Source organism: Cernens ardua, assembly GCF_051251085.1.
GTDB lineage: Bacteria > Pseudomonadota > Gammaproteobacteria > Pseudomonadales > Halomonadaceae > Cernens > Cernens ardua.
The window spans coordinates 230,567-244,694 of the sequence record NZ_JBPCZH010000003.1 but is presented as its reverse complement, the minus strand read 5'-3'; the positions used below and the strand labels follow the sequence as shown (position 1 = coordinate 244,694).

The window sequence follows — 14,128 nt, the reverse complement described above, 5'->3', positions numbered from 1 at the left end:
TATATGGATACAACAAGTCTTTTTACAGACGTAGCTGGAGCATATGCAACATTTCGTCCCTCATACCCTGATTATATATATCGTGTGCTGCAATCTTTTGTTTCTCCTCCGGCTGATGCGCTAGATATTGCCGCTGGAACGGGTATATTTTCTATGGGATTAAATAAGGCGGGGTATAATGTAACAGCTATTGAACCTAATGTGGGTATGCGTGCTGAGTTAGAAAAAGCTAATAAATCAGCCTCAATTCGGGTAATCGAAGGTACAGCTGAGTCTACTGGAGTATTAGATAACTCAGTTGATCTTATAACTATGGCGCAGGCATTTCATTGGGTTGATCCGAAAGCAACTCGTGCTGAATTTAAACGAATCGGAACTAATAGTTGTCAAACTGCGATAGTTTGGAATTCACGTAACTTTTCTGAAACGGATTTTATGAAGGCTTATAAATCTCTTCTTGATAATTTTGCTCCAAATTATAAAAGGATGAAAGTTCATTGGTCGCATTTGGATAGACGTGTCGAAGATTTTTTTCAAAATAAATACGAATATTACGATGCAAGCAACATAATTTCAATTAATGAAGATGAAATGATTGGGAATTTATTATCGCTCTCATATGCACCTCCGAAAGGAACTATAGAGCAGAAATTATTTATCCAGAAAGCCAAAGAAATTTTTAATAAATACCAATCTAATGGAAAGGTGCCATTTGATCTCACAACTCGATTATATATAGGAAATCTAAAATAAAAGGGATCATATTGATGGATACAAAAAAACTGCAAATCGGTATGCTATTATTCCCTGGCATCACCCAATTAGATTTAACCGGTCCTGCGGAAGTTTTTTCGGCTAGTGGCCGATGTGATGTTCATTTGATTTGGAAATCTCTTCATCCTGTTAAAACTGGGGCGGGTTGGTCTATTAATCCGACCAAAACTTTCACCAGTACTCCTCCCTTAGATATGATTTGTGTGCCGGGGGGGAGTGGTCAAATTGATCTGATGGATGATAGTGAAACACTTGAATTCATCAGATTTCAAGCTTCACGAGTTTCTTTCATTACATCTGTATGCACAGGCTCTTTAGTTTTGGGAGCAGCTGGATTGTTAAAGGGGTATCGTGCAACTAGTCATTGGATGTCACTTTCTCAACTTGAGCTTTTAGGGGCGGTTCCAGTTCGAGAACGGGTTGTGCGTGATCGTAATCGCATCACTGGAGCAGGAGTCTCCTCGGGTATTGACTTTGCATTAACGGTTTTGGGAATTTATTTTGGCGATGAAGTCGCCAAAGATGTTCAAGTTAGTATCGAGTATGATCCCACTCCTCCATCGTCTTTTAGTAAGTTGCTGACGCCAGAGCGGATAACCCGTCTCATTGATCGCGCTAGAGAGCGACAAATCCAACGTTTGGAGACTACCCAGAAAGTTGCCTCACTATTGGAGAAGCTATGATTTCTTTACCTAAAGAGGTTTGGATTTTAGTTCTTTGCCAAGTTCTTTTTACTGCGGGTATTTCTGTTGATTTGACTATCACTAGTCTTGCAGGACAATCATTAACCTCTCATCCTGATTTGGCTACTGTACCATTTGCATTACTAACTGTTGGTGGTGCGATTTTTATGCCTATATTAGGATGGCACATCCGCAATTATGGGAGACGCTATGCTCTCATCTCTGGTTGTATTATCGGTACATGTGGGGCTTTTATATCTGCTGCTTCAGTATGGGACCATAACTTTTGGGGGCTTTGTTTAGGATGTCTCCTCGTTGGATCTTACCAAGCCTCTGCTCAGTTCTATCGGTTAGCTGCTGGTGATTTGGTTCCAACTGACGTGAAACAATATGCTGTATCATTGGTATTAGCCGGTGGCGTAATTGCTGCTTTTTTCGGACCTATGCTGGCTATTTGGGGGGCTAATTTATGGCCTTCTTCTCTCTACGTCGGTTCCTATTTGATAGTGGGAATATTAACATTTCTATGCATTGCTTTACTAACAATTGGGTACAGTGTTGATGCTAGGCCTACCTACGTTGAGAGAACGACAATTTCCATACGATGTTCTATTAAAGCGCTGAAGCAGCCTATTTTTCTAGTAGGAACCTTCAATGGTGTTTTAGCCACCACGGTGATGATGTTGCTTATGAGCGCAGCTCCATTGGCAATCGTGGAGTCTGGTTGGACAACGTCTGATAGTGCTGGAGTGATGCAATGGCATTTGGTTGGTATGTTTGCTCCATCACTTATTGCTGGTTTTACTTTTCGCAAACTTGGCGTTATTACTAGTTTAAGTATGGGCATTTTATTAATGCTACTGGCATCGATATTGGGATTGTCTGGGATTTATAATCTCTCAGGCTACTATTGGGCACTCGCATTACTAGGAATAGGTTGGAATATAAGCTTCGTTACTAGCTCAATACTACTATCTCAAGGAGAGGATATAAATATGAAGCGATCGGCGCAGACGGCTAGTGAGACTTTACGCTACTTTTTTTCTTCAATAGCATCGCTGGTTGCAGCTACAGCTCTTACAAATTTAGGTTGGTTTAGGCTTAATATGCTTATGATTCCTTTCTTGTTGGTAGGTATTGGCTTCAACGCATGGTGGTTTTTTGCTATTAAACGGGCTAACTAGAAAAGGTCTATAGATTTATTTGTTTAATGAATAGCTTTAAGCTCAGCTTTTATTGGGTAATCCTCCCACTGAATAAGTGGGCTGAGAAGTAGAATAACTATCAGGATAAGAGTTCTACACAATGAAAAAACACGCTTCACCGACAGCCAAACCTTTGCCGCGATCTAGGCATTAACACGACCATTTTCTACAATTGGCGCTCCCAATATGGCGGTATGGATGTATCGATGATGCTCGCATGAAGGAGCTGAAAGCCGAGAATGCCCGGCTGCACAAGATGTACGTTGAAGAGAAGATCAATGTCGTGACCGTGGAGGATGCGCTCGAAAAAAGAATAAGCCCACCTCTACCAACGCCCCGAGTGATCCGACCACTGGAGCATATCATTGAACGGCGAGGAAAGCCGCTGGCCATGCGGTACGATAACGCCCGGTATACGGTACGGACATTATCGAATGGGTGAAAAAGTATGGCATTGCCTTGAATTATATCCAACCCGGCAAGCCACAACAGAATGCTTAGGTGGGTTCAATTGGATCGTGCGGTATGAATGGTTCCCACAGTACTATTGGAAAGACCTTGATCATATCCGAGAATTTGCCACGGACTGGATGTAGAAGTATAACAACGAAAGACCACATATGGGCTCTAATGGTATGATGACGAATCAGCGGCTAAATACAGCCGCATGATCTCTACTTTTCAACCCTGTTATAAACGGAGGATTACTATTGCACCTTCTTGCTAAATTGGCAGCTTTTGACTTAGATAATTGAATGCGGAACCTAAGGTAAATGGTGATTGGAGAAATTAATTCTTAAGCTGTTGCACTTTATTCAGAGCATCTAATAGTATAAGAGATTTTGAGATTGTTCATCTTTTCCTGTTACGTGATACCCACCAGATAATAATCAACATAAAGATGGCGCCTCCCACACAAAGCTCGAAAATAACCCACGGACCCTGAGTGTGCCAATATTCGATATCTTCCGGCCGAGCCTCGCGTGCGGCCAAAGCGGGAGTCGCTATCAGTAATAGCATCAGGATCGATGCTAGATGCTTGGAAACACGCATTAAAGATGTGATCTGAGTCATCATTGCTCAAGGCTCGTACAAAAAGTATAAAAAATGGTCATTTTCAGACATGACTCTGTTATCCATGGGGATAGAGAGCTTTCCTGATGTCTGTCAAATGTCAATTGTTGCAGATCAAAATGCCCTGCACTTACGCGTCCCACAGCTACCCATATATGAGTAATGTCACGAATGATAGTGACATCTGGGAAGAGCCCTATACCGTGGGAGTTGCATCCATACGTTGAACACCATCCGGGTGGCTTACCAATACTATATCGGCTTTGCGATGCGCAAAAATCCCATTGCATACTACGCCGACAATGGCATTGATACGGTCTTCGGTTTCCTTCGGATTGGCGATCGGGAAGTCGTACAGGTCAAGGATCTGGTTTCCATTATCAGTCACAACACCCTCGCGGTAGATAGGGGAGGCGCCAAGTTTGACGAGCTCACGCGCAACATATGAACGCGCCATGGGAATAACTTCTACCGGGAGGGGGAATTGCCCTAATTGATCACTGAGTTTAGAGTCGTCTGCTATACAAATAAACGTATCCGAACATGCTGCAATGATTTTCTCTCTGGTTAATGCCGCACCCCCCCCTTTTATCAGTTCAAGATCGCCATTGATTTCATCTGCGCCATCGATATAAAACGGGATCTTGTCGACACTGTTGAGAGGTAGAACGTCAATGCCCATATCGGATAGAAGCTTTGCACTTCTATCGGAGCTGGATACGGCGCCCGCAAATTTGTGCTTATGTGCTTCCAGCCCCTCGATAAAAAAGGCCGCTGTGGAGCCGGTACCAATACCGAGAATGGTGTCTTTCTGCAATGAGGGAACAACTTCATCCAGTGCTGCCTGAGCAACCAGGCGTTTTAAATCATCCTGAGTCAATTTAGGGCTAGACATTAACGGCTCCGATAGACCTCTGCCATGGAAATGACAGGGTGATGAAAGAGAGGCGCACGATCAAACATCTTCATGCGGCAGATAGGCCATTGGCATGAGCTGCTAATGGCATGAACATGTAATGATTTAGCACGGTGTAAACCTGTATGAGTAGCCCAATTATAGAACCGACGGGCCTCACAAGTGAATCATATCGAATGAAACAGATGTTAGACGAAAGCAGTAACTGCTTAAAATATGGATGATTGAGCAAAAATCACGTATTGTCGAAATAATATATATTCAATTACCGTTTTTTAAACAGCCTTGTTCACCCGTCAGGTACGGGTCAGTTTTGGAAGTTCATCATGTCTGCAAGCTCAATGCTCGAATCGTATGCCAAACGAATCCTCTCTGCCCGGGTTTATGAGGCTGCGATTGAGACACCTCTTTCGTCTGCGCCACTTCTCTCTGAACGTCTGCATAATCAGGTGCTGATTAAAAGAGAAGATTTACAGCCTGTTTTTTCCTTTAAAATCAGAGGTGCCTACAACCGAATGGTGCAGCTTTCCCCTGAGCAACGAGAAAAAGGCGTTATTACCGCTTCTGCAGGTAACCATGCGCAAGGGGTGGCATTGGCAGCAAGGCAAATGGGTGTCAAAGCCGTGATTGTCATGCCTCAAATTACGCCAGATATCAAGGTCAAGGCAGTTCGAGCACGTGGTGCTGAAGTGGTACTGCATGGTGATGCGTTCAATGATGCGTTGGAACATGCTCGGCACCTGCAACAGGAATATGGCTATACATATGTGCCTCCTTTTGATGATCCTGACGTGATCGCTGGGCAGGGGACGGTAGCAATGGAAATCCTTAGGCAGTATCAGAAGCCTATCGATGCCGTATTTATACAGGTGGGTGGTGGTGGATTGATTGCCGGTATGGCAGCTTATATCAAATATCTTCATCCGGATATTCGCGTGATCGGGGTTGAGCCCGAGGACGCAGCATGCCTCAAGGCAGCGCTGGATGCCGGTGAGCCGGTCAATCTGCCTACAGTTGGCCTGTTTGCGGAAGGTGTGGCTGTCGCTCGTATCGGTGAAGATCCTTTCAAGGTGGCGAAAGAGTGCGTGGATGAGGTGATTACCGTGTCCACTGATGAGATTTGTGCAGCAGTAAAGGATATTTTCGAGGATACCCGCGGTTTGGCAGAGCCTTCAGGTGCCGTTTCATTGGCGGGATTGAAAAAATATGTACAGCGTGATGGTGTAAGAGACCAAACCTTGATTTGTGTAAACTCCGGTGCCAATACCAATTTTGACCGGTTGCAGGGCATTGCTGAACGTACGCAAATAGGTGAGCAACGTGAGGCCATTCTGGCGGTAACCATCCCGGAAGGGCCTGGCAACTTTAAAAGCTTCTGCCGTATTATCAGCGACAGAATGGTGACGGAATTCAACTATCGCTATTCTGATCCTCAGGAAGCTCGGATCTTTGTTGGGCTTCAGGTCCAGCCCAATGGTCAGGATCGCATGGATATCATTACCTCACTGCGTGACGCGGGGTATCCTGTTGAGGATTTGTCGGATAACGAACTTGCCAAGGTGCATGTGCGTCACATTGGCGGTGGCCGTGGTCCTCAGGATACCACAGGGGATCTGGAAGAAGTCCTGTACCGTTTCGAGTTCCCTGAGCGTCCGGGGGCTTTGCTGAATTTCCTGGATCATCTGCCCGAGAGCTGGAATTTGTCTCTCTTTCACTATCGTAACCATGGTGATGCTTATGGCCGTGTTCTAGCGGGGCTTTATGTGCCGAGTCATGAGATAGAGGGCCTGGAATCACTGCTTGATACTATCGGGTACAGCTTCTGGAATGAAACGGATAACCCGGCCTATAGCCTGTTCCTTCGTTAGGATCCTGTTTGGATGCTAATTGCCCCGATGTTTCACGTGAAACATTGGGGCAATTTGTTTCTCATGTCTCACTCGCTTTTCTAACCTTTCGTCGCATGGCAGTCATGTTGTAAGTAGGCAACACTCTTTCAGCCGAATAAGGGCGGTCTTCGCCTATAGCACAAGAGCTACGCCTTATATCATTAATCTCGTGGGAGGTTTCTCATGATTTACTTCAAACGTATCCTGCTTGCCACTGATTTTTCCGAAAGTGCTTCCAACGCAGCTGCATTGGCACTTTCTATTGCGGGTTTATCCGGTGCGAAACTGATTGTTCTCCATGTCACTGTGCCGATTACGCAGGGGGAGGACGTTGATATCAGTTCTTTTGCTGAAATTGCGGATCTTGATGAAATCAACCAGGAACTTCTAAAAGACGCTCAAGGACGTCTGTCCCGGTTTGTCGCACGCTATCTTTCCCCGAAGGAAGGTGAGTCCGACGCAGATTGGCCCGAGGTCGAGACGCGTGTCGTTAGCAATGCCGTACCCAAACGGATCATTATCAGTAAAGCGCAGGAATTTGATGCGGACTTGATTATAGTGGGAACTCAAGGTCGCAGTGGCCTGAGCCGTATGCTGGTAGGATCAACCGCGGAATATATCGTGCGTTCATCACCGATACCGGTTTTAACGACTCGTGTAACAAATGAAAAGGGTAATGGAAAGGGCAATGAAAAGGACTGATACCAACAGTGATTAGCCGTTAAGTCCGTCAATATGGTTTTCCAGCAAAAAGGGCCTCACCTGCACGGTGTTGGCCCTTTTTTTATAATCGAAGTGACTATGTGTTATATAACGCCCCAGCGAGTGCTGCCACCACCCAGATAGGGGTGGACAAGCGTGTCTCCCTCTCCCAATTGCTCGGGATAAGACGTTTCCTGCCGGGCTAGCGTGATTTTTTCTTCGTTAATGGGTAAGCCATAGAAACGCGGGCCATTGAGTGAACAAAACCCCTCAAAAGCGTCTAGAGCCCCCTCATCCTCGAATACTTCTGCATAGGCGCCCAAGGCAGCATTGGCATTGAACACACCTGCACATCCACAGGCAGATTCTTTCGCATGGCGAGGATGCGGAGCCGAATCCGTCCCGAGAAAGACTCTCTCAAAACCACTGGCAACCAGCTTGCGAAGCGCCGTTTGGTGAATATTTCGCTTCAGAATGGGTAGACAGTACAGATGGGGGCGAATACCTCCTACCAGCATGTCATTACGATTGTGTCGTAAATGCTGGGGTGTGACAGTCGCTGCGAGGTTTTCACTACCGCTTTGTACATACTCGGCCGCATTTTTTGTTGTAATGTGTTCCATCACCACTTTTAGTGCCGGAAAATCACGGCGCAAGGGCTCAAGTACTTTTTCGATAAATACGGCTTCACGGTCGAAAATATCGATGTCCGGTGAGGTCACTTCACCATGCACCAATAATGGCATCCCTATGCGCTCCATGGTTTCAAGAACTGCGTGTATTTTTGAAATATCACTGACCCCATGGCTCGAATTGGTTGTTGCATTGGCCGGATACAGTTTGGCTGCGGTGAAAACATGTTCATTGAAACCACGTTCCAGCTCAGTAGGAGCCAAGTTATCTGTCAAATAGCAGGTCATCAATGGTGTGAAATTATTTTCAGCGGGTATGGCTGCTTCAATACGGTCTCGATAGGCAATGGCATCGTTCACAGTCGTGATCGGAGGAACCAGGTTCGGCATGATGATAGCTCTGGCGAAGTGAGCGCTCGTGCTAGGGAGTACGGTTTTTAGCATATCGCCATCGCGAAGGTGCAAGTGCCAGTCATCAGGCTTATGAATAGTGAGCTGCTGGAGAGGGGATGAGTTTGACATGATGGTATTCGCTTGTGGTGTCGATGCTAGTAGTGGTGTCGGTGCAAATCAAACGGATGAGCGATGAGGCGCGGTCAATGGAAAGTGGCTTGCTAACCTGATCAACCTGTGCCTATTTCGGGATTTTACACGATCACACAAGTAAACGTTTAAAAGGCTGCTGACATTTTTGCACGATTGAATTTGCACAATGTAACGAATGAACTATAAATAGTTGCAACAGGAATAGTGCCCGTATGGTTTAATACGTGCCACTCTCACCCTTCTTTACGCTTGTTGACTGATGTTGCCTACCCGGTAGCCTTCGGAGCAGGAATGAAAAAACGTAAACCTGACTTTCTCGTGATGTTGTTCGTCATTTTTGGTATAGGTATGGTAGCAACGACATACGCTCAAACCATTATGCGTTAGCGTATCATCGCAAGCGTTTCGATTTATTCCCTAGTAACCATCCACGTTGCGCTGTCACGATATTCTGAAGTGGTATATCCCAAGGGGCCAGTTCGAGTTTGTCCACGCGCTGACAGTCATGTGCCAATCCTAGCAGAGCTGGCCTATTGCCACTCCCCGATGTGTTATTACCCGTTTGTTTGAAGCTGAGGCTCCGGTCGTAAAAACCACCGCCCATTCCCAGTCGCCCTCCCTGCTCATCGAATCCGACCAGTGGCATCAAAACCATATCCAATGCCCAGGCAGGAATACGTTTTGATGGGTGAGCGGCCGAGCGTGTTTCTGGTTCCCAAATACCAAACCTGTTGCGGACAAGGCGTGTTCCAGGCTGCAGGCGAACAAACCAAAGCCGGTTTTCAACATAGGGGCGAAGCACAGGAAGATACAGGTTGATTCCACGTTTGTGGAGATAGGGGATGAGCAATGTTGGATTAATTTCGCCATCATTGGGTAGGTAAAGGGCGAGATGACGTACGCTGAGGAGTATATTCGTTGACAAAATTGCCCGACACATGCCTATCGCTGCTTCCCTTTGCTGCGTAGCAGAGAGCGACCGCCTACGCTGACGTAACTGTCGCCGTAATTGCTGACGACTTATTGGGACTGTGTGTGACGATGATTGGTCCAGGCATCCAGCATTCTTCGGCACTTGACGATGGCGGAAGGTTTTGGGAGAAGTTGCCGTTAACAATGGTGATGCTGTAAAGAGATAATGCGCCTTACGTATACGCCCAGAGCGGCGCGATAATGTGCGCTGTGACATGAGGTTCTCCAAAGTGCCGCTGTTGTGCTGGCCCTGAACCTACTGGTTCAGGTGGGTGGCTCCAGAAAAGACCTTAGGCGTTCCGTCGCACGGACTTGCACACAGTCCTCCCTAGCGAGCCTCCCTGGGATTTAGCATAGGCTCGAGGGACGATGACAACTGGCTAGCACCCCAGAGAACAGCCCCTATTGTATCAGATGACACTGATGACAACAGGCCCGGATAAAAATACTCGCATGTTTTTTTATCCGGGCCTGAAAAAAGTGTTGGCACTTGTCGCTTTCAGTTATCACGCTGTGGCGGTAGCGCTGAAAGAGCAGAATCAATACGTTGAGTAAGTTGCTCTACTTCCTTTTCAAGTGAATGGCGGTGCTCAATTTCACGTTGTAATTCGTGTGTGATGTTCAAGGCGGTCATTAATGCAACTTTGTCATCTCCAAGCACACCCGTATGTTCCTTGACACCGGCGAGGGCACTGTCCAGGTAGCGAGCCGCGCGTTCCAGGCCTTCTGCTTCATCCTCTCCACAGCGAAAAGTATATTTTTTACCAAGCAAGCTGATCTCTACTGTGCTTTGGTCGGTGTTGCTCATGCTGTGCTCCTGGTATGTAGCGTGAACCAATCCGGCAAGGAAGCTCGGGTGGTAAAGTGTTATCCTGTGCCACTACGGGCTACTAAACGAATACATCGCTTTGGATATTCAGTTTTTCAAGTAATGTAGCCATGATTTTACCACTATAACAGGCCTGATGCCCTAACGCAGGTAACTTGGTGATCTTCCTGTGATGGAGATCGGATTTGTTGAAAATTCTGCATAAGGCTGCAGTTGTTGTGCCTTTCTATATTCTTTGCCATTGAGGAATGCTGGTGGTCGGAAAGGATGGTTATGGTTGGACACATTTTCAGGAACAAACGAGGGTATGATGAGTAATATACCGAATGGTGCCGAAGAAGCCGTTGACTTCTCGGTTATCGCTGACCTTTTTCTAAGTTATGGATCACTGTCCTCGCCGTCTTTTTTCGATGGCCGGATGGTGGCTGCTCTTGGTTTGGACACCGAAGAAGATGACGTCGACGCCACCGATGAGTGGTTTCGTGAAGTGTGTATCATCCTCGGTGTTGAGTCCCCACGCAGTCGCGAAGATGCGGCGTTGATACTGGGCTGGCGCAGTCAGGCAAAGGAACAGCTAAGTGCTGAGCAAATGGATTATGAGCCATTGTTACCGGATGAGCTCTTTTCCTTGTCCGAACGCGCAGAAGCCCTGAAAAGCTGGGCCTCCGGCTTCAGCGAGGTGATTGATGATCATGGTCGTAGTGCTGACTGGTCTGAAGCGCTGACAGAGGCGTTGGATGCCATGAAAGAAATCAGCCAACTCGATCTGGATGAAGGGATTGGCGAGGATGCAGAGACAGAAGCCGATTTGATTGCCTTGACAGAGCATGTACGAATCACTGCGCTGACCCTTTATATTGAGAATCACCCGGGGCAGCCACATGTTCTGGATGATGGGAATGGTAATGATTCCTCAGCTGAGCCACCGCAAATTCATTAGCGTCAATTGTTTTTGATGGTTTCAGAGGATGAGCGCCTGCTGTGACAGGCGCGATACAGGCCTTTGGATAGAACAGGATGCAAGGGCGGCACCGAAAGGCAATAAATATTGCGTGTTTGCTGGGTGCGTTGTTTAAGATAGTTATTCAGCATAAGAATACGATTCCGTGTAATCAGGAGCATGTCAGGAATGGCAGAAAATAAACCACTTGAGCACTACGACATTGCGATTATCGGTGGGGGGCTGGTTGGGGCTACTTTCGCGTTGTCCCTTTCGTCGCTCATTGAGCGCTTTGGATTGAAAGTGCTGGTGATTGAGGCTTCCGACATCGGTCAGTCAGCTCCTGCCTATCAGCCCAGCTTTGATGAACGTAGCAGTGCTTTAGCCTACGGTTCCCGATTGCATTTTGAGCACCTTGGGATTTGGTCTTCGGACGGGCAGCTGTCTGGTATTGAAGAACAGGCAGCTGCCATTCGGCATGTACATGTCGCTGAACGCGGGCGACTGGGAGCAGTGCGTTTGAATGCGGCTGAAATGAATACCGAGGCACTGGGGTATGTTGTGCCCAATGCGTGGATGGGCAATGTGCTCGTTCAACACGTTCGTAATTTACCGATCGAGTGGCGCGCACCAGTGCGTGTTGAGGCTATCCTTCCGCAGGAGGGAGGGTATCTTATGCAGCTGAGTGATGGTTCGCACGTCTGTGCCGATCTGACAGTGCTGGCTGACGGTGGCCGTTCGCCGTTGAAAGGATTACTGGGGATTGAGAATTCTGTCCACGATTATCAGCAGAATGCATTGATAAGCACCGTTGAAGTATCACGTTCTCATCGCGGAGTGGCCTACGAGAGGTTCGCCCCGGAAGGCCCAATGGCATTGCTTCCGCTTCAGGGAAATCGTATGGCATTGATATGGACACTTGTGCCTGATCGGATGGCGGAGCTTCAGCAGTTTAATGATGCTGATTTCCTTCGCGAAGTTCAGGCGTTTTTCGGTGATCGCCTTGGACGCTTTCTGCGGATAGGGGAGCGCCATTCCTATCCGCTGAGGCTGGTACAGGCAGAGGAGCAGGTGAGGCCTCATCTGGCAATTCTCGGAAATGCAGCGCATACGATGCACCCTGTCGCTGGCCAGGGGTTCAATCTGGCACTAAGAGGATTGATGGATTTGCGGGAAACGCTGGAAAAGGCGTTGGAAACAGGCGTTCCTGTTGGTGCAGCAGAAACGATGAATGCGTTTGAGTCACGTCGCAAGCGTGATCGCGATGGAATGGTGCAGGCAAGCCATCGTCTTGTTGAATTATTCGGCGTTGAAAATCCTCTGTTTTCCCATGCGCGTGCCGCTGGATTGATTGGTTTGAATTTGATTACTCCCTTGAGACGAGCCTTGACGCGTCGTGCAATGGGAATAGAGCGCTAGCGCTTCGTGTTATCGGAGTCATGAGAACAGAAAGTAATAGGCGTGCCTGGGTAGAGTACAAAGGCTCAGGCTGAGGGCCAGTGCTTGACAGCATTTGTCTGATACTTACTGAACGTGCTCATTGAATGTGAGTTTGGTCACACGCTGTCAAAAGCGGTTCATATACAGGATTCATAAGGGTGGTTCACATGGCGCAGTATGATGTGGCTATTGTTGGCAGCGGAATTGTAGGGGCCACCATGGCTGTGCTCCTGGGGGAATCCGGGTTGCAGGTCGCCTTGATTGATGCGGGTAGGCAGGAGGCCCAATGGTCTTCTGATACCAGGGATTCGCGCGTAAGCGCTATCACCGAAGCGTCGCGGGCACTTTTTACGTCCCTGGGCGTTTGGTCGTCTATTACCGCACGCCGAGTAAGCCCCTACACGCATATGCAGGTATGGGATTCTGAAGGAGCGGGGGAAATCGATTTTTCCGCAAGTGAGGTAGGCCGTTCATGTTTGGGGCATATCGTTGAGAATAGTGCCATTGTCGATAGTCTGCTGGAGCGGTTACATACGATGGAAAGCGTCACTCTCTTCCCTCAGGAAAAGATAGTGGGATGCCATTCAGTCCCTGAATCCATTGTTGAAAGTAAGCGCTCACTACTCTTCCATAGCGGCAATGAGGTTGAGGCATCCGTCGTCGTGGGTGCCGATGGTAGTCGTTCCACACTACGAAGGCTGATGGGCATCGGCGTTGATGAATACAAGACGGGGCAAACAGCTATCGTGGCCAGCGTAGAGCACGTGAAACCGCACGAAAAAACGGCTCGTCAGGTATTCCTCCCAACCGGGCCTTTGGCTTTCCTTCCTCTGGCCATTGAAGGGCAAGCTCAGCAGTGGTCATCTATCGTATGGTCTGCAGATGATGACGAAGCTCAGCGTTTGCTCGCGCTTGACTCTGATGATTTTGCCCATGTGCTTGAAATGGCAATGGAAGGGCGTTTGGGCCAGATGTGTCATGTCAGCCAGACATTTTCCTTCCCGCTTACACAACGCCATGCTCAAAAATATGTTTTGCCGGGTGTTGCTTTGATTGGTGATGCTGCACACAGCATCCATCCTCTGGCTGGACAGGGGGCCAACCTTGGTTTGATGGACGCAGCCGTACTGGCTGAAGAGCTGGTAAGGGCTCACAAACGTGGTGCGCCGTTGGGCGATGAGCGCGTGTTGGCACGTTATGTGAGGCGTAGGAAATCCGATAATGGATTAATGCTAACGCTGATGGATGCTTTCCGTATCGGATTCGGCGCTAAAAACCCTTTGATCAGGGTAGTACGCAATGCAGGTCTGAGCATGACCAATCGTCTGCTACCGGTGAAACGAGCCATGATTCGTCAGGCACTCGGAAATCATAGTGACTTGCCTGTACGTATCAAGTCTCATATGACCGTAGAGTGATGGATAGTTGCGGCAATGGCTGATGCTCTGCTCATCAGTAGGCCATGCATCACGTTCTAAAATAATCGGCGACACTCATAAAAAGTTACGTTTGAGCCTTTAGTACAT

General features: G+C 47.7%; 13 protein-coding genes, 1 other RNA gene and 1 pseudogene. 9 read left to right on the top strand and 6 right to left on the bottom strand.

The annotated features are described in order from the left end of the window. Positions 1–3: 3 nt before the first annotated feature. The 4 genes and pseudogenes from LMG33818_RS07780 to LMG33818_RS07765 form a co-directional block, all read left to right on the top strand. Positions 4–753 (top strand): class I SAM-dependent methyltransferase, encoded by a 750-nt coding sequence (locus tag LMG33818_RS07780; protein ID WP_442322793.1) that lies wholly within the window; start codon positions 4–6, stop codon positions 751–753. A 14-nt stretch (positions 754–767) separates the two neighbouring features. Beyond that, complete coding sequence (locus LMG33818_RS07775) at positions 768–1,457, top strand: DJ-1/PfpI family protein (protein WP_442322792.1); 690 nt, start codon at positions 768–770, stop codon at positions 1,455–1,457. Then, entirely contained in the window at positions 1,454–2,641 is a 1,188-nt protein-coding gene (locus tag LMG33818_RS07770) for an MFS transporter (RefSeq protein ID WP_442322791.1), read from the top strand. Before LMG33818_RS07775 ends, LMG33818_RS07770 begins: the two co-directional genes overlap by 4 nt. Positions 2,642–2,787: 146 nt before the next feature. Next, a pseudogene (locus LMG33818_RS07765) lies at positions 2,788–2,918 on the top strand (transposase); the annotation flags it as partial. 596 nt (positions 2,919–3,514) lie between these two features. Here the strand turns inward: LMG33818_RS07765 and LMG33818_RS07760 are convergent. After that, positions 3,515–3,739 (bottom strand): hypothetical protein, encoded by a 225-nt coding sequence (locus tag LMG33818_RS07760; RefSeq protein ID WP_442322790.1) that lies wholly within the window; start codon positions 3,737–3,739, stop codon positions 3,515–3,517. Between the two features lie 193 nt (positions 3,740–3,932). Continuing rightward, positions 3,933–4,616 (bottom strand): ribose-5-phosphate isomerase RpiA, encoded by a 684-nt coding sequence (rpiA, locus tag LMG33818_RS07755; RefSeq protein WP_442322863.1) that lies wholly within the window; start codon positions 4,614–4,616, stop codon positions 3,933–3,935. A gap of 377 nt (positions 4,617–4,993) precedes the next feature. Between rpiA and ilvA the strand changes: the two genes are divergently transcribed. Next, a complete protein-coding gene (gene ilvA, locus LMG33818_RS07750) occupies positions 4,994–6,520 on the top strand; it encodes a threonine ammonia-lyase, biosynthetic (protein WP_442322862.1) in 1,527 nt (508 codons plus the stop codon). 204 nt (positions 6,521–6,724) lie between these two features. Next, positions 6,725–7,243 carry a universal stress protein gene (locus tag LMG33818_RS07745; protein WP_442322789.1) on the top strand — a complete coding sequence of 173 codons (519 nt, stop codon included), beginning with the start codon at positions 6,725–6,727 and terminating at the stop codon, positions 7,241–7,243. A gap of 104 nt (positions 7,244–7,347) precedes the next feature. Here LMG33818_RS07745 and pyrC read toward each other — a convergent pair whose 3' ends face one another. The 4 genes from pyrC to LMG33818_RS07725 all read right to left on the bottom strand — a co-directional run bounded on the left by pyrC (position 7,348) and on the right by LMG33818_RS07725 (position 10,201). Beyond that, complete coding sequence (pyrC, locus tag LMG33818_RS07740; RefSeq protein WP_442322788.1) at positions 7,348–8,397, bottom strand: dihydroorotase; 1,050 nt, start codon at positions 8,395–8,397, stop codon at positions 7,348–7,350. 415 nt (positions 8,398–8,812) lie between these two features. Next, positions 8,813–9,610: a 5-formyltetrahydrofolate cyclo-ligase gene (locus LMG33818_RS07735; RefSeq protein WP_442322787.1), complete on the bottom strand. Its 798-nt coding sequence runs from the start codon at positions 9,608–9,610 to the stop codon at positions 8,813–8,815. A 1-nt stretch (position 9,611) separates the two neighbouring features. Continuing rightward, positions 9,612–9,791, bottom strand: a non-coding RNA gene (gene ssrS, locus LMG33818_RS07730) — 6S RNA. A 101-nt stretch (positions 9,792–9,892) separates the two neighbouring features. Beyond that, positions 9,893–10,201 (bottom strand): cell division protein ZapA, encoded by a 309-nt coding sequence (locus tag LMG33818_RS07725; RefSeq protein ID WP_442322786.1) that lies wholly within the window; start codon positions 10,199–10,201, stop codon positions 9,893–9,895. 328 nt (positions 10,202–10,529) lie between these two features. Here LMG33818_RS07725 and LMG33818_RS07720 point away from each other — a divergent pair, with 328 nt between their 5' ends. The 3 genes from LMG33818_RS07720 (at position 10,530) to LMG33818_RS07710 (ending at position 14,020) form a co-directional block, all read left to right on the top strand. Next, positions 10,530–11,162, top strand: coding sequence for a UPF0149 family protein (locus tag LMG33818_RS07720; protein WP_442322785.1), 633 nt, complete (start codon positions 10,530–10,532; stop codon positions 11,160–11,162). A 189-nt stretch (positions 11,163–11,351) separates the two neighbouring features. Beyond that, positions 11,352–12,581, top strand: a complete 1,230-nt coding sequence (gene ubiH / locus LMG33818_RS07715) for a 2-octaprenyl-6-methoxyphenyl hydroxylase (protein ID WP_442322784.1) — start codon at positions 11,352–11,354, stop codon at positions 12,579–12,581. A 188-nt stretch (positions 12,582–12,769) separates the two neighbouring features. Beyond that, the gene (locus LMG33818_RS07710; RefSeq protein WP_442322783.1) at positions 12,770–14,020 is read left to right on the top strand and encodes a UbiH/UbiF/VisC/COQ6 family ubiquinone biosynthesis hydroxylase; all 1,251 of its coding nucleotides are present in this window, start codon (positions 12,770–12,772) and stop codon (positions 14,018–14,020) included. The last annotated feature ends 108 nt before the right edge of the window (positions 14,021–14,128 follow it).